The sequence below is a fragment of the Acinetobacter sp. YH12052 genome (genome assembly GCF_013419835.1).
Classification (GTDB): Bacteria; Pseudomonadota; Gammaproteobacteria; order Pseudomonadales; family Moraxellaceae; genus Acinetobacter; species Acinetobacter amyesii.
The window spans coordinates 76,149-96,707 of the sequence record NZ_VOZI01000009.1; the positions used below are offsets into that span (position 1 = coordinate 76,149).

Annotated in this window: 19 protein-coding genes; 10 read left to right on the forward strand and 9 right to left on the reverse strand. The window is 40.1% G+C overall.

Going from position 1 to position 20,559, the window contains the following annotated elements; genetic code table 11:
- Nucleotides 1-142: 142 nt before the first annotated feature.
- Entirely contained in the window at nucleotides 143-907 is a 765-nt protein-coding gene (locus tag FTU06_RS08475; RefSeq protein WP_168379640.1) for a glutathione S-transferase family protein, read from the reverse strand.
- Between the two features lie 269 nt (nucleotides 908-1,176).
- On the opposite strand from FTU06_RS08475, the gene ychF reads away from it, so the two are divergent.
- Complete coding sequence (gene ychF, locus FTU06_RS08480) at nucleotides 1,177-2,268, forward strand: redox-regulated ATPase YchF (RefSeq protein WP_180146027.1); 1,092 nt, start codon at nucleotides 1,177-1,179, stop codon at nucleotides 2,266-2,268.
- Between the two features lie 232 nt (nucleotides 2,269-2,500).
- Nucleotides 2,501-2,935, forward strand: a complete 435-nt coding sequence (locus FTU06_RS17115) for a hypothetical protein (protein WP_180004116.1) — start codon at nucleotides 2,501-2,503, stop codon at nucleotides 2,933-2,935.
- 64 nt (nucleotides 2,936-2,999) lie between these two features.
- On the opposite strand, the gene FTU06_RS08490 is transcribed toward FTU06_RS17115, so the two are convergent.
- On the reverse strand, nucleotides 3,000-3,539 hold the full coding sequence (locus FTU06_RS08490; RefSeq protein ID WP_180022557.1) for a DUF962 domain-containing protein: 540 nt from the start codon (nucleotides 3,537-3,539) through the stop codon (nucleotides 3,000-3,002).
- A gap of 100 nt (nucleotides 3,540-3,639) precedes the next feature.
- Here FTU06_RS08490 and FTU06_RS08495 point away from each other — a divergent pair, with 100 nt between their 5' ends.
- Nucleotides 3,640-4,347 carry a Crp/Fnr family transcriptional regulator gene (locus FTU06_RS08495; RefSeq protein ID WP_180111264.1) on the forward strand — a complete coding sequence of 236 codons (708 nt, stop codon included), beginning with the start codon at nucleotides 3,640-3,642 and terminating at the stop codon, nucleotides 4,345-4,347.
- 96 nt (nucleotides 4,348-4,443) lie between these two features.
- Here FTU06_RS08495 and FTU06_RS08500 read toward each other — a convergent pair whose 3' ends face one another.
- Entirely contained in the window at nucleotides 4,444-4,602 is a 159-nt protein-coding gene (locus FTU06_RS08500) for a hypothetical protein (protein WP_257234350.1), read from the reverse strand.
- A 435-nt stretch (nucleotides 4,603-5,037) separates the two neighbouring features.
- A complete protein-coding gene (locus FTU06_RS08505) occupies nucleotides 5,038-5,517 on the reverse strand; it encodes a hypothetical protein (RefSeq protein WP_078189048.1) in 480 nt (159 codons plus the stop codon).
- Between the two features lie 103 nt (nucleotides 5,518-5,620).
- Between FTU06_RS08505 and FTU06_RS08510 the strand changes: the two genes are divergently transcribed.
- From FTU06_RS08510 to dapC, 5 genes are all read left to right on the forward strand, one after another.
- Nucleotides 5,621-6,373, forward strand: a complete 753-nt coding sequence (locus tag FTU06_RS08510) for an AzlC family ABC transporter permease (protein ID WP_180146029.1) — start codon at nucleotides 5,621-5,623, stop codon at nucleotides 6,371-6,373.
- A complete protein-coding gene (gene ygaH, locus FTU06_RS08515) occupies nucleotides 6,370-6,717 on the forward strand; it encodes an L-valine transporter subunit YgaH (protein ID WP_078189050.1) in 348 nt (115 codons plus the stop codon). Before FTU06_RS08510 ends, ygaH begins: the two co-directional genes overlap by 4 nt.
- Before the next feature lie 900 nt (nucleotides 6,718-7,617).
- Nucleotides 7,618-8,832: a formate-dependent phosphoribosylglycinamide formyltransferase gene (gene purT, locus FTU06_RS08520; RefSeq protein ID WP_180146032.1), complete on the forward strand. Its 1,215-nt coding sequence runs from the start codon at nucleotides 7,618-7,620 to the stop codon at nucleotides 8,830-8,832.
- Between the two features lie 29 nt (nucleotides 8,833-8,861).
- On the forward strand, nucleotides 8,862-11,528 hold the full coding sequence (gene glnD, locus FTU06_RS08525; RefSeq protein ID WP_180065995.1) for a [protein-PII] uridylyltransferase: 2,667 nt from the start codon (nucleotides 8,862-8,864) through the stop codon (nucleotides 11,526-11,528).
- Nucleotides 11,529-11,551: 23 nt separating this feature from the next.
- On the forward strand, nucleotides 11,552-12,721 hold the full coding sequence (dapC, locus tag FTU06_RS08530) for a succinyldiaminopimelate transaminase (protein WP_168379650.1): 1,170 nt from the start codon (nucleotides 11,552-11,554) through the stop codon (nucleotides 12,719-12,721).
- A 146-nt stretch (nucleotides 12,722-12,867) separates the two neighbouring features.
- Here dapC and FTU06_RS08535 read toward each other — a convergent pair whose 3' ends face one another.
- The 4 genes from FTU06_RS08535 to msrB all read right to left on the reverse strand — a co-directional run bounded on the left by FTU06_RS08535 (nucleotide 12,868) and on the right by msrB (nucleotide 16,905).
- Nucleotides 12,868-15,057, reverse strand: coding sequence for a TonB-dependent siderophore receptor (locus FTU06_RS08535; RefSeq protein ID WP_180146034.1), 2,190 nt, complete (start codon nucleotides 15,055-15,057; stop codon nucleotides 12,868-12,870).
- Nucleotides 15,058-15,378: 321 nt separating this feature from the next.
- Nucleotides 15,379-15,888: an energy transducer TonB gene (locus FTU06_RS08540; RefSeq protein ID WP_180088518.1), complete on the reverse strand. Its 510-nt coding sequence runs from the start codon at nucleotides 15,886-15,888 to the stop codon at nucleotides 15,379-15,381.
- A 112-nt stretch (nucleotides 15,889-16,000) separates the two neighbouring features.
- The gene (locus FTU06_RS08545; protein ID WP_078189057.1) at nucleotides 16,001-16,489 is read right to left on the reverse strand and encodes a glutathione peroxidase; all 489 of its coding nucleotides are present in this window, start codon (nucleotides 16,487-16,489) and stop codon (nucleotides 16,001-16,003) included.
- Nucleotides 16,486-16,905, reverse strand: coding sequence for a peptide-methionine (R)-S-oxide reductase MsrB (msrB, locus tag FTU06_RS08550; RefSeq protein ID WP_078189058.1), 420 nt, complete (start codon nucleotides 16,903-16,905; stop codon nucleotides 16,486-16,488). The genes FTU06_RS08545 and msrB overlap by 4 nt, the downstream gene beginning before the upstream one ends.
- Before the next feature lie 228 nt (nucleotides 16,906-17,133).
- Here msrB and FTU06_RS08555 point away from each other — a divergent pair, with 228 nt between their 5' ends.
- Together FTU06_RS08555 and FTU06_RS08560 are read left to right on the forward strand one after the other, a co-directional pair.
- Nucleotides 17,134-18,564, forward strand: a complete 1,431-nt coding sequence (locus FTU06_RS08555; RefSeq protein WP_180146037.1) for a pyridoxal phosphate-dependent aminotransferase — start codon at nucleotides 17,134-17,136, stop codon at nucleotides 18,562-18,564.
- Nucleotides 18,565-18,795: 231 nt separating this feature from the next.
- A complete protein-coding gene (locus FTU06_RS08560) occupies nucleotides 18,796-19,971 on the forward strand; it encodes a YbfB/YjiJ family MFS transporter (RefSeq protein WP_180146040.1) in 1,176 nt (391 codons plus the stop codon).
- Between the two features lie 301 nt (nucleotides 19,972-20,272).
- Here the strand turns inward: FTU06_RS08560 and FTU06_RS08565 are convergent, their stop codons facing one another.
- On the reverse strand, nucleotides 20,273-20,425 hold the full coding sequence (locus FTU06_RS08565) for a hypothetical protein (protein WP_180106655.1): 153 nt from the start codon (nucleotides 20,423-20,425) through the stop codon (nucleotides 20,273-20,275).
- Nucleotides 20,426-20,559: the final 134 nt, after the last annotated feature.

Genomic DNA, 20,559 nt, shown 5'->3' on the forward strand with positions numbered 1-20,559 from the left:
ATAAATATCTTGATTAAATGAATGTTTTTTCATCACGTTTTGATTTTTTATATTACCAAGTAAGTATTAAGTGGCTTAAAAAAAGCGCGCCATTAGGCGCGCTTTTTTTAAGCAGTATGACGCAAAGTTTCATATAAAGGGCTTATACACCACGCCAATCTACCCGTGCATTCCGTTCTGTTTGGTATATGCGTTGTACATATTGACCTAAAGGCAAATCGCTCAAATAGGCTTTATAAGCTTTGAACTCTTCTGACAAGGTTTCGCCATGCTCTTTTTCCCACGGCGTTCCGACAACCTCTAATAACGGCGCTAACATTGAACACACCGCAATATCGGCTAAACCTAATCGGTCGCCCACAAAATAACGCCCACCTTGTTCAATCAGACGTTGATTTAAATCAACCACAATTTCATCCAGTCGCTCACGTGAAGCCGCAACCTTATCTGTATCTAATTGATAACCCTTAGAAACCAGTGCCTTTATAATCGGTTTTGAATATTTTTCAAACTGACGTAAATAGCCTTTTTCACCAATTAAAATATCAAGTGATTCTTCACTTTCATTTAATACATGTGCCAACCCCCAACGGCGCACATGTTGCCCTAACTCAATGGAGAGTTCATTAATTTCTAAAGCGTCTTCACGCAGTTTGACATCTGGACGGATCAGACTATGTTCGGGGTAGGTCGCATCCAAGTAAAAGGCGATTTGAGTTGAATCTGCAACCCAATGATCTTGATCACGTAAAATCGGTAATTTGTTTTGCCCTGTTTTAAGCTGTGCAAATGCACGATGTACACCCGGCATTAAATTATGAGCCACATAATCCAACTCTTTATGATCGAGTAACCAGCGCGCCTTTTCACAAAAATGTGAGAGTGGAAACTGGTAGAGAGTTCGCATAAATGCTCCAAGTTTTTGTTGTAACTGTAGTTTATAAAACCCAGTAATTTTATAGGGATACTTTAGTCACTGTGTTATTGAAACACAATGTCATTTTTGCACCTATTCTGCATCTGTAGTGCAACTCAAGCATTATTCAGACGTGAATTCATCTCTATCTCTGCGCGATTCAATAAGATATACATTCTCCTGCCCATATCACCTGACTTTATTATGGCTTTCATGTAAAATCATCCACAATTTTTTTATAATACTTTGTGAGTTATTTCATGGGTTTTAACTGTGGTATTGTCGGCCTGCCGAACGTTGGTAAATCAACGCTTTTCAACGCATTAACCAAAGCTGCGATTGCTGCTGAAAACTTCCCATTCTGTACAATTGAGCCAAATACTGGGATTGTACCTGTACCTGACCCACGTATGGATAAACTTGCTGAAATTGTAAACCCACAACGTGTTGTCCCAACCACGATGGAATTTGTGGATATCGCAGGTCTCGTTGCTGGTGCATCTAAAGGTGAAGGCCTTGGTAACCAATTCTTAGCCAACATTCGTGAAACGGATGCTATTGCACATGTTGTACGTTGTTTTGAAGACGAGAATGTCATTCACGTAAATGGCAAAATTGATCCACTTGACGATATCGCAACAATCAACACTGAACTTGCACTTGCTGACTTAGAAGCTGTTTCTAAAGCAATTACACGTCTAGCAAAATCTGCAAAAGGTGGCGATAAAGAAGCGATTGCGACCAAAGCTGTTTTAGACAAAATCTTACCTTTACTGGATGAAGGTAAACCTGCGCGTGCAGCTGACCTTGATGAAGATGAACGTAAATTGGTGCGTGGTTATGGCTTCTTAACCCTTAAACCAACCATGTATATTGCCAACGTTGCAGAAGATGGTTTCGAAAATAACCCTCATTTAGAAGCAGTACAAAAATTAGCCGCTGAAGAAAATGCGATTGTGGTTCCACTTTGCAACCAAATCGAAGCAGAAATTTCATTACTTGAAGACGAAGACCGTGCGGAATTCCTTGAAGCTTTAGGCATGGAAGAACCTGGTCTAAACGTAGTTATTCGTGCAGGTTATGGCTTACTCGGCCTTCAAACATACTTCACAGCGGGTGTACAAGAAGTTCGTGCTTGGACAGTGAAAATTGGTGCAACTGCACCTCAAGCTGCTGGTGTGATTCACACTGACTTCGAAAAAGGCTTTATTCGTGCTGAATGTGTTGCCTACAACGACTTCGTTCAATATAACGGTGAAGCTGGCGCTAAAGAAGCTGGTAAATGGTGTTTAGAAGGTAAAACATACATCGTTCAAGATGGCGATGTTTTACACTTCCGTTTTAACGTATAAAACAGCACCCATAAGAAGCCAGCAATTTGCTGGCTTTTTTAATTTCAGGCAAAAGCTCAAGCCAAAAAAATAAGCATATTTAAAAACTTAAAACCTGCTTAAAAACAAAATTATATCGACACGAATACATGATTTGGTTGCCGAGTCACCACAGTGCAACGACTTAAACCTCTACCGTTCTGCTATAAATTTATTCATAGGCACTAATGCCTATTTTCATAGAACAATAGCAATGAAAAAAATCAGCACAATTCTAACAGCAGGTATCTTTACAATGCTTAGTGCAACTGCGTTTGCATGTCCACAAGGCACCACACTTACAGGTGGTACAGGTGCAAACCATAAAGGTGGTACTTGTGTTTCCATTGCTAAAGATGCAAAACATCAGGAACGTACTGCTACACATGCAGCACAAGTTGCGCAGCATGATGCAAAAGTCGCTCGACACGATGCAAAACAAGCCAGCCAATTGGCTCAGAGTAAAGTGAAACATAATCAAAAATTAGCAAAACATGATGCAGCTCAAGCACAGCATCTTGCAACACAAGCAAAATCAGAAACTAAAACTTCAGCCCATGCTGCCAAAGCTGCAAATACTGACGCAAAAGCAAAAATCGCTGTACAAAAGGTCGCAGCGGAACAACATAAAGCTGCTGTGAAATCCTAAACAGTTGAGAATAAGTACATCGCAAAAAAAAGCCGGAATTATCCGGCTTTTTTATTTAAATCATTTATGGGTGAGCAATATGTAATGCTTTTGCATCCATCTCTGCACGCTGTCTTCTTGCTTCTGTCAGCATGCGTTGTTCAAGCTCTTTACGAAAGCCTAGTAGAAACACAAACTCTGCTAGGACAAATAAAGGCCCTATTGCCAAGCCAATGACATCATCCATAAACGCAGGCTTTTTCTTTTCATAATAATGACCGATAAATTGAATGATCCAACCCACTACAAAGATCCCCACACTCCAGATCAACCATGACATAAGGCTCATTTTTGCGATCATTAAGGCTAAGGGATATGTGACGGCAAACACCAAAAGCATAATCAAACCGAAAATTTTATCTAAACTCAGGTAATAAATGACACTGGCAATAATCAACAACAATGCAAGGGTCAGTTCAAAACCTGAAATCATTAGCCCTGCTCGTGCGGTTAGACACATAATCGAAAATACAATAAGCGGAATACCCACAAAATGCGTCAGCACATTTTTTCGATCTAAATGATATGCTGCATATTGGCTTAACAGTCTTTCAAGTTTGCTCATTAACTTACTCCTTGTTCATTCACTCATTTCACTATATAAAAAATGCATCAATAAAGTTGTCATCTAATAGACAAGTTGGACCATAAAATAAGGATATGCTGTGCTGGACGCTCAATATGTGCATCAACTCAATAAAAATGTGTGGTATTCAGGCTTAAATATTTCCTTCCAAGACTTTATCTGCCGCCATGCCCTGACCTTAACTTTCGAAAAAGACGCACGTGTTTTTTTATCAGGACAGCGTTTTAATGGTATGTATGCAGTCTTAGATGGCGCAGTTCGCTTAGGCTATATTGATATTCATGGCAAAGAAGCGATTGCCGCCATTGCTGAGCCAATTATGTGGTTTGGCGAAATATCCTTGGTTGACCAATTACCACGCTCTCACGATGCCATCTGTATCAAAAAATCCACCTTATTACACTTACCGGCTCAAGCAATTCAGCAATTATTACAACGACACCCTGAGTTTTGGTTTCATATTGCCCAGCTCACCAGTCAAAAACTTCGCTATGCCTTTATGGAACTCATAGCCTTACAAACGCAAAGTTTAAGTCAACGTCTCGCACAGCGTCTGCTGTTTATTTTAAATGGATATGGAAATCATTTGGAAATTGAGCAACACACCATACACATCTCACAGGAACAACTCGCGCAACTGATGAATTGCTCAAGACAATCAGTCAATCAGGAGCTTCAGCAGTTGGAAAAAATGCAGGTGCTTCGTGTAGCGTTTAAACAAATTGAAATTTTAGATCTAGCGCAGTTACATCAGATTGCTCATGCACTTCCTGTGCATGATGTCTGACATTTGTGATTTAAATAAGTGCATTTAATTGCACCAGAATGATTCTTTATAATTATTTTGCTTTTATTTGTGGCACTTCGCTTTATCGAATTTTGATCAAGACAATAATTGGCAAACATTTACACTGTCAAAACCATTTGTACATGCTGCAACTTCTTGAGTTGATGCTTCTGATTTGTCTTCAGTCGCTGCTTGTACATTGACTGCTGTAGTCAAAACAGCCAAAACCGATAACAGCATTAATGTTTTTTTCATCTTAATCACCTATTCAACGTCTTTAATTTAATTTACATACTTCATCTTATACGCAGTTATTTTTACACAATTTATCAAATAATGATAATTTTAATTTTTTTATCACATTATTCATACTTTGTATTATTAATATTTTAAAGATATTAATTAAAGAGAAAGTCAGACGACTAGCGTTCTATAATGGGGAGTTTTTAACAATAAATTTTTCTCAAAAGATATTTTTACAATTCATTATCAATGCTTTATCTATTTAAATTCAAAAAATAAACATGTAAATTTGAAACTAAGCTCAACGCAAAGACAGCAGTCTGATTTATTTTTTATATGAAATAGCGATACTTTGAGGAAAAATTATCAATCATCTATTATAGATTTATTCTTGTTTTTTGATATTTTCCAAAAAAAAAGCAGTGAATCTTCACTGCTTTGATCGGGTTAAACGCCTACTTTTTTCGGATCGGTATTTCCGAGTTCAGGGTTTTCAATCGCACCTTTGCATTGATTTTTATCACGCTCATAATCAGCTTGCTTCTGTGCAACAGTCGAACTCTGATCAATACTTTCACGTGCCCAAATTTCCAGACTTGTTAAAGCCTTACGACACAGTGCATATTTACCTTCAGTCACAGAATCGGTCATTTTGACATTGATACGCCATTCGGTACTCAATTTACGCGCTGGAACACGGACTTTCTCTTCCATCTGATCGACTTGCTTTGCATAAACAATCGGATCAACTTCATTGATAAATGCCCAAGCTTTGGCAGCATACTCCGTTGCATCATTGGTTAATTTTGGTGCTGCTTTAATTTCGACTTGAGCTTGTTCAGCTCCATCATTACCACAGGCCTGTAACAACACCGTGCTGCTCAATAATGAAACAATCAGTATCCCACGCATCTTTAACCTCTGCATATCCGGCTCATTTCAGCAAACATATTCGGCAATATGCTAGTGAATTCGAGTACAATACTCAATCATCATTTGACCTGTTGTTCAACTCTTTCAAAGGTGTGTCGTGTCTGAGCACAAACTTCCTACAGTTCAGCCTGCGAGTTTTTGGCAAGGTGCTAAAGATAGTCAAGCCATTATCTTTACCTATCTTCCTGTTTCTTTTGCATTTGGGGTTTCTGCGACTCAATTTGGTTTCACTGCGTGGGAAGCCTTATTTTTATCTTGCTCTATGTATGCCGGTGCCAGTCAGTTTCTCGTCGTTGCTTTACTGGGAAGTGGAACATCCATTTGGATGACTGCACTCACTGTGATTGCTCTCGATATACGCCATTTACTTTATGGCCCTGCCTTACAAAACCTGATTCAAGATCGACTTAACTTAAAGAAAACGGCAGTTTGGGCTTGGGGTTTAACCGACGAAGTTTTCGCATCAGGCATGATCAAACTGTCGCAACGTCGTCAAGAATGGTCAGAATCTTGGATGTTAGGACTCAGCTTATTTAGTTGGCTGTCTTGGGCAACAGGCTCATTTTTAGGCGGTTTATTTGCCGATCAAGTCAGCAACCTTCCACAATTTTTACAAGCCGCACTCGACTTTCTACTGCCTGCATTGTTTTTAAGCTTTTTACTTGCCGCATTTGAGAAAAAACATACATTTGTGGTCACGGTTACAATTATTGTTTCTGCGATTGCCTGCTACTTTATTGACTTGTCTGCCGCGATTTTTATCGGTATTTCTTCTGGTATTTTTGCCGGTTTATTCAAACATTATGTTTTAAAAAAACCTGATCCTGAGCATATGGGTGAAGCATCATGAATCTAGAAATTATCCTGGTCGGGATCTTGGTCGGAATTGCGAATTTTGCATCACGGTTTGGGCCATTTTTTGTAATTCAGAAATTTCAGCAAGGTTCACAGCAGCGTGGTTCTTTATGGCTCAAAATCGCTTTGGGCTCGATTGGTATCGCTGCAATTAGTTCAATGTTGGTGGTTGCAACCTTACCGCCTCTGCTTGAAACACCAAACAAAAGCTTTGCCATGTTGGTTGGATTTGCTGTGCTTGCAGGCTTGTATTTCAAGTTTAAAAAAATTGTACCTGCTACGCTCACTGCGGCCCTGACTTATGGCTTAGTCTATACCTATATACCTTTTCATCTCTAAAGCCGAGTCTGCGACAATCCAAATAAAATCTCGAACACATGCTTCTTTAGCCTGTGCTTTTTATTCTGCAATATTTATGAGATAGTCAACGCATAACATAAAAAATCTAGCGAAAACCAATAGATGGCAAAGTTCCATTTTATTCAAGGCAAAATTTATATCATTCTAGACAACCATCTGAATTAAGCTGGGGACTGCAAAAACCCATCGAAAGCGTATATTTTCAATGCTTCATTCAAAGCCAGCTGTTCAGTGGTAATTTCTGCGCTGTACATTGCCAACCTGCAGATCTGATCCGCGCCATTTATATAGAGAAAAATCAGCAAAAGACGATTGTGGGCTTATATAACTACACACAGCAGATTCTGCACTTACATCCACGCCGCCTGATGTTTTCACACATATCGATACCCCGCTTGTTTAGCAATTTTCTGCAGCTGACCGACTTCTTATTGATTTTTCTATTGTGTATTTTCAGCATTGGCGCATGGCTCAATTCATCATTTCACCTTCTATCGGTAGCTGCAGACGCGCTCTATTTCACTGCCATTTTAATTAGCTTAATATTGATTTTATGCATATGCGCCGTACCACTGCTCGAATTGCTGTACTGGCCCAACTTCCGTCAAACATCTGTGCAGCTCCGTGCACTGCAATGTGCAAATTTGGATATTGAGCCATTACCTGCATCTGTAAAAAATGTAGGCATATTTAAAGTGAATTTAACTAAAAACAACTAATTACCACTTTTTAAAGATTTTAACAGATAAATAATTACACGAACGCTCCCCCATAAAGATATAAAAAAAATTGTTGGACAATATCATTTATTTATGTGAACACTCTCTTATCTCTCGAACAAGTTCTGCTATGCTTAAATTCCCATAAAATCAAGCATGGATGATTTACATGAGCGTCACTATTGGTACTCCACTTCAGTCTTCAGCGTATAAAGTCTTACTGTTAGGTTCTGGTGAACTCGGTAAAGAAGTTGTGATTTCATTGCAACGTTTGGGTGTAGAAGTTCATGCTGCCGATCGTTATGACCATGCTCCTGCCATGCAAGTTGCACATTTTTCTCATACTTTAAATATGGCAGATCCTGAGGCACTTAAAGCCTTAATTTCTCAAGTTAAGCCTCATTTGATTGTCCCTGAAATTGAAGCCATTGCGACTCAAGTTTTGGTCGAGATTGAAGAACAAAATATCGCAACAGTAATTCCATCAGCAAAAGCTGTAAACCTGACGATGAACCGTGAAGGGATTCGCCGTCTAGCTGCCGAAGAGCTTGGACTCCCAACTTCAGCCTACCGATTTGCCAATACCCTTGAAGCGTTCCGTGCAGCATGCGATGACATTGGCTATCCAAACTTTGTTAAACCTGTCATGTCGTCTTCGGGTAAAGGACAGTCACGTGTAAAAAGCTTTGATGAAGTCGATGCTGCTTGGGAATATGCACAAACAGGTGGACGTGTAAATCAAGGCACCCTGATCGTGGAATCACAAATTGACTTTGACTTTGAAATCACCCTGCTGACTGTTCGAGCTAAAAATGCAGAAACAGGTGAAATTGAAACATCATTTTGCGACCCAATTGGCCACCGCCAAGACTCTGGTGACTATGTTGAAAGTTGGCAGCCACAACTTATGACTGCTCTTGCATTAGAGGAAGCCAAGCGTATTGCCAATAAAGTAACCATTGCATTAGGTGGATGTGGCATTTTTGGGGTGGAACTGTTTGTCAAAGGCGATAAAGTATGGTTTAGTGAGGTATCACCTCGTCCACACGATACAGGCCTTGTCACTCTTGCATCGCAATTCCAAAGCGAATTCGAACTGCATGCACGTGCCATTCTTGGTCTGCCTGTGAATACTGCTCGACACAGTACTGCTGCGAGCGCAGTCATCTATGCAGGCGTGGATGATACCAATTTATCATTTACTGGCTTAAATCTTGCTTTGGCTAATCCAGACACCGATTTACGCCTCTTTGGTAAACCAGAAGGCTTTAAACGTCGCCGTATGGGCGTAGCAACAGCACGTGCTGAAACCACAGATCATGCGCGTGAACTTGCTCAACATGCTGCACAACAAGTCAGTGTTCAACAAAACTAAGTTTGTAACACCTTAACGGACCACTGTTCATGATCAATACGCTTCCTCTGCTGAATTACATTAAAAGTAACCACGACATTCAGGCGATTAACCAATGGCGCTCAGATGTTGAAAATCAGCTACAGGAATGCTTTGAAAATGGACAGTCGATTCGTGATGTGATTTTGGCGCGATCGAATCTAATCGATGAAGCTTTAAAGTTCTTATGGACACATGCTGAACTCGACCAAACCGATCTCGGTTTGTTTGCTGTAGGTGGCTATGGTCGCCGTGAAATGCTGCCATACTCCGACGTCGATATCATGATTTTGTCTGAGGATGAAATCAGCCCAGAACAAGAAAAACTCATCTCCAGCTTTATTTCAACACTTTGGGATGTTGGTAATTTCAAACCGGGCATCAGTGTACGTACTATTAACGATTGTGTTGCTCAAGCCACCAATGATTTAACCGTGGCAACAGCGCTGATCGAAGCACGTTTGATTGTGGGCAATGAACACCTAGCCAAATGGCCACGCCGTATCGTATCGCAGACATGGACGGATAAAACCTTCTATGATGCAAAAATGCAAGAGCAAGCAAAACGCTATGCTCAACATAACAATACCGAAAGCAACTTAGAACCCGATATTAAAAATGCGCCCGGTGGTATCCGTGATATCAACCAAATCGGATGGATTGCAAAGCGTCATTTCCGTGTCAATCGCATCTATGACCTTGTACATCTAGGTTTTATTTCAGAGTTTGAACTTGGCGTTCTTGAAGAAACAGAAAGCTTTCTTTGGGAAATCCGTCATCATTTACATCGCTTAACCAAGCGCGACGAAAACCGATTATTGTTTGATTATCAACGTGACATTGCCGCTAAATTTGGCTATCAACGTGAAGAAGGTAAATCACCAAATTATCCAATCGAACAGTTCATGAAACGTTACTACCGTAGCGCTCAGCAAGTGACGACGTTAAATGAAATGCTCTTGGCTTATTTCAATGAATCGGTCATCACACCGCGCTTGCCTGACTATGAACGTAAAATTGAAGAGATCAATACCAATTTCAAATTAGTCGATGGCAAATTGGCGGTGCAGCATCATAAAATTTTTTCTGAAAATCCAAGTGCTATTTTAGAAATTTTCTACCTCTTGGCGAATCGTCCAGAAATTGAAGGGATTCGTGCCCGAACTTTACGTCTATTGTCTCTTGCGGCAAAACGTATTGATCAAAACTTCCGTGACAATCCTGCACATCAAGCCTTATTTATGGCGATCATTCGCTCACCCTACCGTTTATATGACACCATGGTGGCGATGAAGCGGTATGGTGTGCTCGGCAACTATATTCCTGCCTTTGGGCAAATCATGGGACTCATGCAATACGACTTGTTCCATATTTATACTGTCGATGCCCATACCCTATTATTACTGCGTAATTTAAACCGTTTTAAAGAACCTGAATTTGCCAAGGACTTCCCTGTCGTTAGCTCTGTATTCCAACGACTGGCGCGCCGTGACATCGTATATTTAGCGGCAATTTTCCATGATATCGCCAAAGGTCGTGGTGGTGACCATAGTGAACTTGGTGCTGCGGATGCAATTGATTTCTGCCGTACCCATGGGTTTACTGAACGTGAATGTAACCTTGTCGCATGGTTGATTCAAAACCATCTATTGATGTCCGTTACTTCTCAGAAAAAAGACATTTCCGATCCAGATGTGGTGAAAGAATTTGCTGAGAAAATGGGTGATATGGAACATCTCGACTATCTCTACACCTTAACAGTTGCTGATATCAACGCAACCAATCCGACACTTTGGAATACATGGCGTGCATCACTCATGCGTCAACTGTATACACAAGCGCGTGATGTGATTCGTTCAGGTTTGGGTCGTCCTGTAGACTATCCAATGCTGATCGAAGACACTAAATTTGCGGCCAGCGAACTGTTAGTCAATGATTTTGCGCTCTACGATGTAGAAACTGTTTGGCAAGAACTCGGTGATGAATATTTCCTGAAAGAATCTGCCGATGAAATCGCATGGCATACGCGCGCCATTTTAAAACATGGCAATAATGCAGAACCATTGGTGATGATGCGAGCACATCGCAAATTTGCACAAGATGCGGTACAGATCTTTATTTACACTCAAGATCAACCTAACTTGTTTGCGACCACAGTGGCTATTTTGGACAGAATGAATCTAGATGTTCAGGATGCTCGAATTATCACTGCATCCACTGCATTTAGTTTGGACACTTATGTTGTACTTGACCGTTTTGGCACCTTATTAACAGATCCTGAACGTGAGCAAACTGTTATTGAAGCGCTCAAAAAAGCCTTAAGCCAATCTGATAAGTATCCAGGCCTGATGCAACGTCGTATCCCACGTCAACTGCGTCATTTTGATATTGAAAATACCGTGAGTATTTCTTTCAATGAAGCACTTCAACAAAATATGGTTGAAATTGCGACACTTGACCATCCGGGCTTACTTGCTAAAGTTGGTGGTTTATTTATGATGCAAGGTCTAGATATTCACTCTGCGAAAATTGCAACGCTCGGTGAACGTGCTGAAGATATTTTCTATGTCACTAAAAAAGATGGCTCACCTATGAGTGATTCAGAAGCGGAAACGTTTGCTGCACAGTTAAAGTCAGCACTCGATGAAGCATCGAATCAGGTTTGTAGTCATCATTAACTTAAATTATCGGTATCCATTCCATGAACTCCAGTTTGTCATTATTGCACCCTTATCCATTTGAAAAGCTAAATAAGCTATTTCAGGATGTGAAACCCGCAGATTTGCCTTTGATTCCCCTATCGATTGGTGAGCCAAAGCATCCTGCACCGGAGTTTGTGAAACAGGCCATTATTGATAATTTTCAGCACTTATCTACTTACCCAAACAGCAAGGGTTTACCTGAGCTTCGCACGAGCATTGCAAATTGGTTAACTCGTCGCTTTAAACTCAATAGCATCAGTGCAGACACCAACGTATTGCCTGTGTCTGGTACACGTGAAGCGATCTTCTCGTTTGTACAAGCTTTGATTAAACGTGAAGATGCCCCATATGTGGTGATGCCAAATCCGTTCTACCAAATCTATGAAGGCGCAACTTTACTTGCGGGTGCAGAACCTTACTTCATTAACTGTACAGAAGAAAATAACTACCTTGGCGACTTTGACGCTGTGCCAGCTGAAGTTTGGGAAAAAACCGCTTTACTGTTTGTCTGCACACCGGGTAATCCTACAGGTGCGGTACTTTCTAAAGAACAGTTTAAAAAACTGATTGCACTGTCTGACCAATATAATTTTGTGATTGCATCTGATGAATGCTACTCAGAGCTTTGGTTTGATGAAGCACCTGTTGGTCTGCTTGAAGTCTGTGCTGAAATAGGCCGTGATGATTATAAGAACTGCGTGGTATTCCACTCACTGTCTAAGCGTTCTAACTTACCGGGTATGCGTTCTGGCTTTGTTGCAGGTGATGCTGCGCTTTTAAAACCTTATTTACAATATCGTACTTATCATGGCGCTGCGATGCCTGTTCAACACCAGTTAGCTTCAATTGCAGCTTGGGATGACGAAGCACACGTCGAAGAAAACCGCGTCCAGTACCGTGCAAAATTTGAATTATTCCAACGCGAACTGGGTCACCTACTACCATTACAAAAACCTGATGCAGGGTTCTACTACTGGTTAAAAGTGGATAATGATGAAAGCTTTGCCAAAATGCTCATGGAAAAAGCACACGTTAAAGTGCTTCCAGGCCGTTATTTATCGCGTGATACAGCACAAGGTAATCCGGGCGAAAATCATGTGCGTTTAGCCCTTGTTGCCGATATTGCCCAATGTGAAGAAGTGATTCGTCGCTTAAAAGCAGTACTTTAATTGATTTAAAGCGTTTTGCTTAGAACAAAAAATGCCCCAGATTTGGGGCATTTTTATTTGAGTTATTTCTTAAACATCATTCAAAGAAAATCATTTAGTAATAACTATTTAGAAACATTCAATAAGAATCAATTATTGAGAAACCATTAGAAATCAAATGTAGCACTCAATTTAAATGTTCGAGGTTCGCTCAGTGACAAATACGTATAGTCGTTCACAGATGCCGAAGCCCAGTAGTCTTTATCTAAAACATTAGTCACACTAAAATTCAAACTGGTAGGTACACTCTTGATTTGCGTTTTATAGTTTGAACCCAAATCTACACGTGTCCAATCTTTAAGTTTCAATGTGTTGGCATTGTTTGCATAAGTTGAACCCGTATAGACAACGCGCCCATTTACACTAATATCTTGCTCAATCGGTAGTTTCCAATCCGCTTCAACATTGGCTTGGAACTCCGGCACACCGATCACACGATGTCCATCAAATAAACCTTGGTAAGTGTCTTTTTGCTCGGTATCAATCCAAGTTGCGCCGCCCAATATTTTGATTGAATCTGTTAATTGACCATAGGCATTAAATTCAAGCCCTTGGTGAATATTCGTCGCTTGACTGATTTGTGCTGTACCTGAGCTATTCACTGAGGCTTTTTGGCGATCTGTATAGAAATAATTCAATGTTCCGCCAATCAAGCCATTTTCATATTTCACGCCCAGTTCTTTTTGTTTCGAGACAAATGGATCGGCGATAAAGTTATTACCTTCGCTATCCAAAATCGCTTCGCCTTGAACCAAAGCTTCGATGTAATTGGCATACATAGACCATTCAGGCGTTAATTTATAACTCACGCCCAATGCCGGAGTAAGCTGATTTTTATTAATATTGTATTTATAAGTTCCGTAAGAATATACGTCTTGATCAACTTCCTGATAACGCGCACCAAGCATGAGGGTCAAACGATCATCTAACATCGAAATATTGTCGCCCAAGGCAAAACTTTTCAAGGTACTGACACCCGCTTTTGGATAAGTCCCTTCTACCCCCAACCATTTGTCAATGTTTGAATCTTCGGTGTAAATCGGATCATAAAAATTATCATTCAAACTGGTGGCATAACCATAGCTATAGCGTTTATCTGCACGATATAAAGAACCAGAAGCGACCACTTGATGTTTTAAAACACCTGTTTCAAATTTAGTTTTGACACCCAGTTCTGCTGAGTGATTACGATCTTTACGTGGAATCATCGATGCAGAAAGTTTTGCCGTTCCTGCTGCGGTATCACTTAATTGTTGACTTGAGTAAACACCGGCTTCTTCTGATTTGCGAAAACCATATGCTGCATAGGCTGTCGTTGCATCGGTTAAGTCATATTCTGCACGTACACTTCCGAATAAATCTTCTTCGTTTGAATAAGTCCATGCTTGGCCATGATAATTAGCATACTGAGCAGCACTCGGAAGCTGTGTAACTGCATTGGTTAAACGCAAACTTGGTCGATTTTCTGAAAGGCGGTTATTGTTATAACCCAAATCACCAGATAGGCGGAAACGATCTCCTTTGTAGTCCGCAGCAATCAAAGCCAATCCAAGTGTTTTCTTTTCTTGATCAATCTCGGTTCCGCCATCATGGTATGCGGTATTGACCCGCACCCCAAATTGATCTTCTGCCCCAAAGCGACGTGACACATCCGATGCTACATAGGCACCATTGAAGTTTGTACCCACCGTCACACGTGTTAATGGATCATTACTAGCACGTTTCGGAAGTAAGTTAATCGACCCACCAATACCTGTTCCACCTGGGATTGCACCATTTAAAAATGCCGAAGCGCCTTTAAAGACTTCTACCCGCTCAAACAGTTCTGTTGGAATATATTGGCGTGGCAATATGCCATACAGCCCGTTATATGCCGTATCATCTGATGCCAGTGCAAAACCACGAATAAAATAGGCTTCTTGAAAGTTCCCATAACCTTTGGCGGTACGCACACCAGCATCTGCTTGTAGCACATCCCCAACGCTTTTCGCTTGGCGGTCTTGAATATATTGCTGGGTATAACTGGTGATATTAAATGGTGTTTCTAAATTTTTCTGATTACCGAAAATGCCCACTTTACCACCTGTCGCGACTTGCCCCCCTGCATAAGGCTTCATCAAGCCATTTGCAGAAGCATCCGCACTCACGACCACATTAATGGCTTCTAGCGTTTGAACTTCAGTACTATCGATATTGGCAGCGGGATGTTCCGTTTCAGCGACTTCATTCGCATAAACATATGTGAACCCTTGTGTAGCACACGCCATCATCACACAGAGCTGCTTCATTTTTAACATTGGGAGAGTAATCCTAGAAAATACGCACACATAATAAATGATAATGATTGGCATTTATTCTTTCATTTCATCTTTTACGATGCTTTTTATTTATTACTTTTTATTTTTTAATTGTAATTTTTTATTAAGCTCAACTTAATGAATTACACCCACCTGATTGCCGAAGAGCGATTTCATTCATCAAATACACAAGGATTAAGTAATTTAATTTCCACTCATGAAACCAATTTTCAAGCTTCATCTATCAGATGAAAACCCAAACAATGACAAATCATTCTCGGAGCTTAAGACAATGATTAACATATGCCTTCTACTACAGGCTTATTGAGGTGGATGAATAGCAAATTCATGTTCAACGGTATAACTGAGATTTTTATCGACCATCGGAATGGGTTCAAGTCGCGCAACCAATAGGGATTTTTGTACTTTTTGATCAAAGCTTTTAGAGCCTGAACTTGCGATGAGTTTTGAGCTACCAATATAGCCTGTTGCAGCAATCACGGTGAGCTGTAGTTTGACAGGATGCTTATATGTTTTCATTTCAGACACAGACAGCACATATTGTGGTGCATTTACCCAAGAGACTTCATACATTTTCGGTTTGACATGTGGATCAATTACATCGGCAACACGCGTAGGTTGGTATTCTTCAACAGGTGTTTTTAATAATTGCAATAATGCATTGACCCGAGCATCTGTCGTGCGGTCTAGATTGCTGGCATCAACAGACGTTTTTACAACTTCAGATGCGCTCAGATTGCTATCTGCCCAAGCTAACCCCACAAATACGAGTAAAAAAAACGTTAAAACACAAATTCGACGTTTAACCATCTGCTTAAACAATGTTATGACCTTCAAATAAAGACACTTCAGTATAAAACATCCAAAAAATAAAGACGCTTCCGCGCCTTTATATCAACCTCAGTTCGGCCAATGATTCACTTCATTTTGACTGAGCCAAAGCTTTTTCAATATCTTCATTCAAGGTTTCAGGCTTTGTCGTGGGTGCATAGCGGTTCAAGACCTGACCATTTTTCCCTATTAAAAACTTCGTAAAATTCCACTTAATGCCATTTCCCAATACGCCTTTCGAGTTATTGGTTAAATAACGGAAAATCACATGCGCTTCAGGGCCTTTTACATTTACTTTGGCAAACATCGGGAAAGATACGCCATAGTTTTTTTGACAAAACGCGCCAATTTGATCATTCGAGCCCGGATCTTGTCCACCAAATTGGTTGCATGGAAAGCCTAAAACCTCCAAACCTTGATCTTTATATTGTTCGTAAATTTTCTCCAAACCTGCAAATTGAGGAGTGAACCCACATTTGCTGGCGGTATTTACAATTAATAAAACCTTACCTTCATAATCTGCAAAGGATTTATTACTTCCGTCCAGTAATTCTGCTTCAAACTGGTGAATAGTTGTCATGGATAAGTTTCCTCATCATTTTTTTCTTTTGTTTCTAATTCTAAGGATGCCGAATTAATACAATAACGTAATCCAGTCGGCTGTGGGCCATCAGCAAAAACATGCCCTAAATGTGCGTCACAATGATGACAAACAATTTCTGTCCTGACCATACCGTGTGTCGTATCTACATTTTCTTCCACCGCAGCAGGTTCAATCGGCTTATAAAAGCTCGGCCAACCACAACCGCTATCGTATTTTGTTTCAGAAGAAAAAAGCGGTTCCCCGCAACAACGACATACATAAGTACCAGCTTGTTTAGTATTCCAATATTTTCCAGTGAAAGCTTGCTCCGTGCCTTTCTGACGCGTTATGCGAAACTCTTCTGGTGACAATTCTCTTTGCCATTCTCTTTCTGTTTTATTGAGTTTTCCCATGATGACGTCCCTTTATATCGTGGTATTTAAAATAGGATAATCCTATATTTACGTCATTCAATCTTAAATTTCTAGTCTTTATTCAACAATTTACAAAATCTATATAATGACCAAAAAAGCAAAAGGTAAGCAAATCTAAATCAATGGTAAGCAAAATGCCAAATTAAATGCTTTTTTGTGAGCAACTTTAGTGATAATCTTAGCGCTACTCTTGCTCAGGATTAAAAAATGTCGCAGAAAAAGAGCGTAATTTTTAAAAATCTGCTGCCCGTGATCAAACAATATCAACAGGCAGGGTTTACGCATGAAAAAATAGTTGCTTTACTCAGAGACGAACATCATCTCGATTTAGTAACGACCGAGACATTTAAAAGCTATTTATACCGTTATGCAAAAGTGACCTCCACTCTTTCCGAGAATATAAAAATGCCGAATACGTTTAACACCCCACGCGAAATTAAGAAATCGTCTAAGCTCGAGCATGTTTGCTACGACATTCGCGGACCAGTGTTACGAGCGGCCAATGAGATGGAAGAGGCAGGCCATAAAATTATTAAATTAAATATTGGTAACCCTGCTCCTTTTGGTTTTGAAGCACCTCAAGAAATTATTAACGACGTGGCACTCAACCTGCCAAATGCAATTGGTTATACCGACTCAAAAGGCATCTTCCCTGCGCGTAAAGCGATTTGTCAGTATTATCAACAAAAAGGCATCTTAAACATGCACGTGAATGACGTGTATGTCGGTAATGGCGTATCTGAACTGATCGTGATGGCAATGCAAGGCTTGCTCGACGATGGCGACGAAATGCTGGTGCCAATGCCGGATTATCCGCTTTGGACAGCAGCAGTTAACCTTTCTGGCGGTACAGCTATTCACTATAAATGTGATGAAGAAAATTTCTGGTATCCAGATATTGCCGACATGGAAAGTAAAATCACCCCGAATACCCGCGGTATCGTGGTGATTAACCCAAACAACCCAACAGGTGCGGTTTACCCACGTCATGTGCTTGAGCAAATTGTGGCTCTTGTGAAGAAATACGATTTAATTTTGTTTGCTGATGAAATTTACGACAAGATCGTTTATGACGGTATTGAACATGTTTCTGTTGCTTCATTGGCAGGTGATCAACTGTGTATTTCTTTCAATGGCTTATCTAAAGCGTATCGAATAGCCGGTTACCGTTCAGGCTGGATGGCAATTACAGGCGATAAATCACGTGCGCTAGACTACATTGAAGGTTTAGACATGCTCGCGTCGATGCGTCTGTGTGCCAACCACCAAGCGCAATATGCGATTCAAACAGCCTTGGGCGGTTATCAATCGATTAATGATCTCATCCGTCCGGGCGGTCGTTTATATGAACAACGCAACATTGCTTGGGAAATGTTGAATGATATTCCAGGTGTATCTTGTGTGAAACCAGAGGGTGCTATGTACTGCTTCCCTAAATTGGATCCTGAAATTTACCCAATCCAAGACGATGAGAAATTCATGCTAGATTTCCTCCGTGCTGAAAAAGTACTGTTGGTTCAAGGTACGGGTTTTAACTGGCCGACACCTGATCATTTCCGTGTGGTGTTCTTGCCTGCTGAAAATGAACTACGTGAAGCACTCACTCGTTTAGGTCGTTTCTTGGCGAAAATGCGTTAATTCATAAGTGCTTTAAAAATAAAAAAACCGTACGCCATGTACGGTTTTTTATTACTGTATCTTTAAATTTGATTTCTTACTATACGCACACCACAGCTATCTTTTTGAATAGTTAAGTTTTTAAGAATTAATTTTTAGCTTAGACCTTAGTCAAAACTTTAAGATCTGTTGATTTTTCTATAGCCTATTCATGTTATTTTTTAACCAATCATAAAAATACATGAGTACAGGATGTTCTCTAACAAAATTAAACTGAGCCTATTTCTCTGTCTAAGCATGTGCCTAGGCATCGGGATATTACGTTTTTCCTATACCGCACTCCTCCCTTCAACCCGTGAAGCATTTGGTTGGAGCCCAAGTTTTGCCAGCATCTTAGGCAGTGCCAATTTGCTCGGCTACTTGATCGGTGCATTTTGGGCCATGAAATTACCCCAAAATAAAAGCATGGTGAATTATATCCAACTCGCAGCTATTGCAGGGACACTCAGTTTACTCAGTTGTGCATTTTCAGGTTTTTCAGAACTTTGGTATAGCACTTGGCGCGTTATTTCAGGGATCAGCGGCGGCTTACTAATGATCCTCTCCCCAAGTGTCGTGGCCCAATGTTCACAGCTTCAAGACCGCTTTAAAATCAACTTTATTGGTTTCAGTGGTATTGGCTTAGGGGTGTTAATGGCAACGCTATTTTTGCCTTACATCCAAGATATTTCGACAATGTGGGCTTGGTTGATTTTGTTTTCTTTTTCAACCCTGATTTGTATTTTAATCAGCGTGCTTTTGAAGAGTTTTAAATCACAGCTCACAACACTCACCGCGATTCCTGCAGTAGAACATAAAGTCGATGGAATTTTCTATTGTCTCTTAATTGTGTATAGCACCAGTGCATTTGCTTACGTGCCCCATTCATTATTTTGGATTGACTATTTAACTCACACCCTACACCTGAGCCCGATCGGGATCAATTTCAATTGGATTTTATATGGTCTAGGAAGTGCTTTAGGAGCCTTTGCTGCTTACTGCTTGGCACAAAAACTGGGAAATATTAGTGCTCTTAAAATATTATATAGCAGCTATGTCTTGGCGATTTTTATAGCAATTATTAATATCCATCCACTTTTTACTTTTTTGTCTTCTTTTGCGACAGGCTTGCTCAATCCAGCAGTGGTTTTTCTCACCTCTTATACCATTTTGCAAATCTATGGTAGCGCCTATAAAAAGCTCTGGAGTATTGCAACTCTGTGCTTTGCATCTATTCAATTGATCGGTGGTTTAAGCTTTAGTTTTTTACAGCGAATTGGTATTGATTATTCACAGCAATTTATTTTGGCCGCATGCGTACTCTGCATTGGAACAATGCAACTCTTTTGGTTCACTCGAACAGCAAAATTAAGTAAGCATCTCGTCTAGGTAGATCACAAGACATTCAACTACATCACCAATCATGTATATAAAGAAAAGACCTATTTAAATAGGTCTTTTCTTTTTGATAAATCGTGAATGGACTAAGCTTTTTTCAGCTTTTTCTTTAACTTTTTCAAAGCAGAATTATGCTTTGAAATTTTGTTCAACCTCGCTTTAATTTCCTTTTTAAGTGATTTGGTTTTCTTAGACAAATTCATCTCCTTCTCGTCTACGTATAAAACTTAAATTTCGATCAATTAAAAACCATTCGGCCAAATGAACTTTGATTCACAAAGTCTTTAGCCTACTAATGATGTTGTTGACGCTGATTTCGTTGATGCGGCTGTTGTTTCTGTTTCTTTTGGTCTTGTTGCTGTTGCTGTTGCTGTTGCTGTTGCTGATCATTTTGCTGCTGTTGTTGATCAGATTGTTGGTTTTGTTGATGCTGTTTACGAGACATTTCATTTCTCCTTATCATCATAAGTATCACAATGTACTGTTACTAGATGTACATCTACTAAAGGACAACAACCAATGTACCGCTAATTTTCAAGGATCCAAGCCGATAAATGTTTCGAATTACGTCATTGTAAA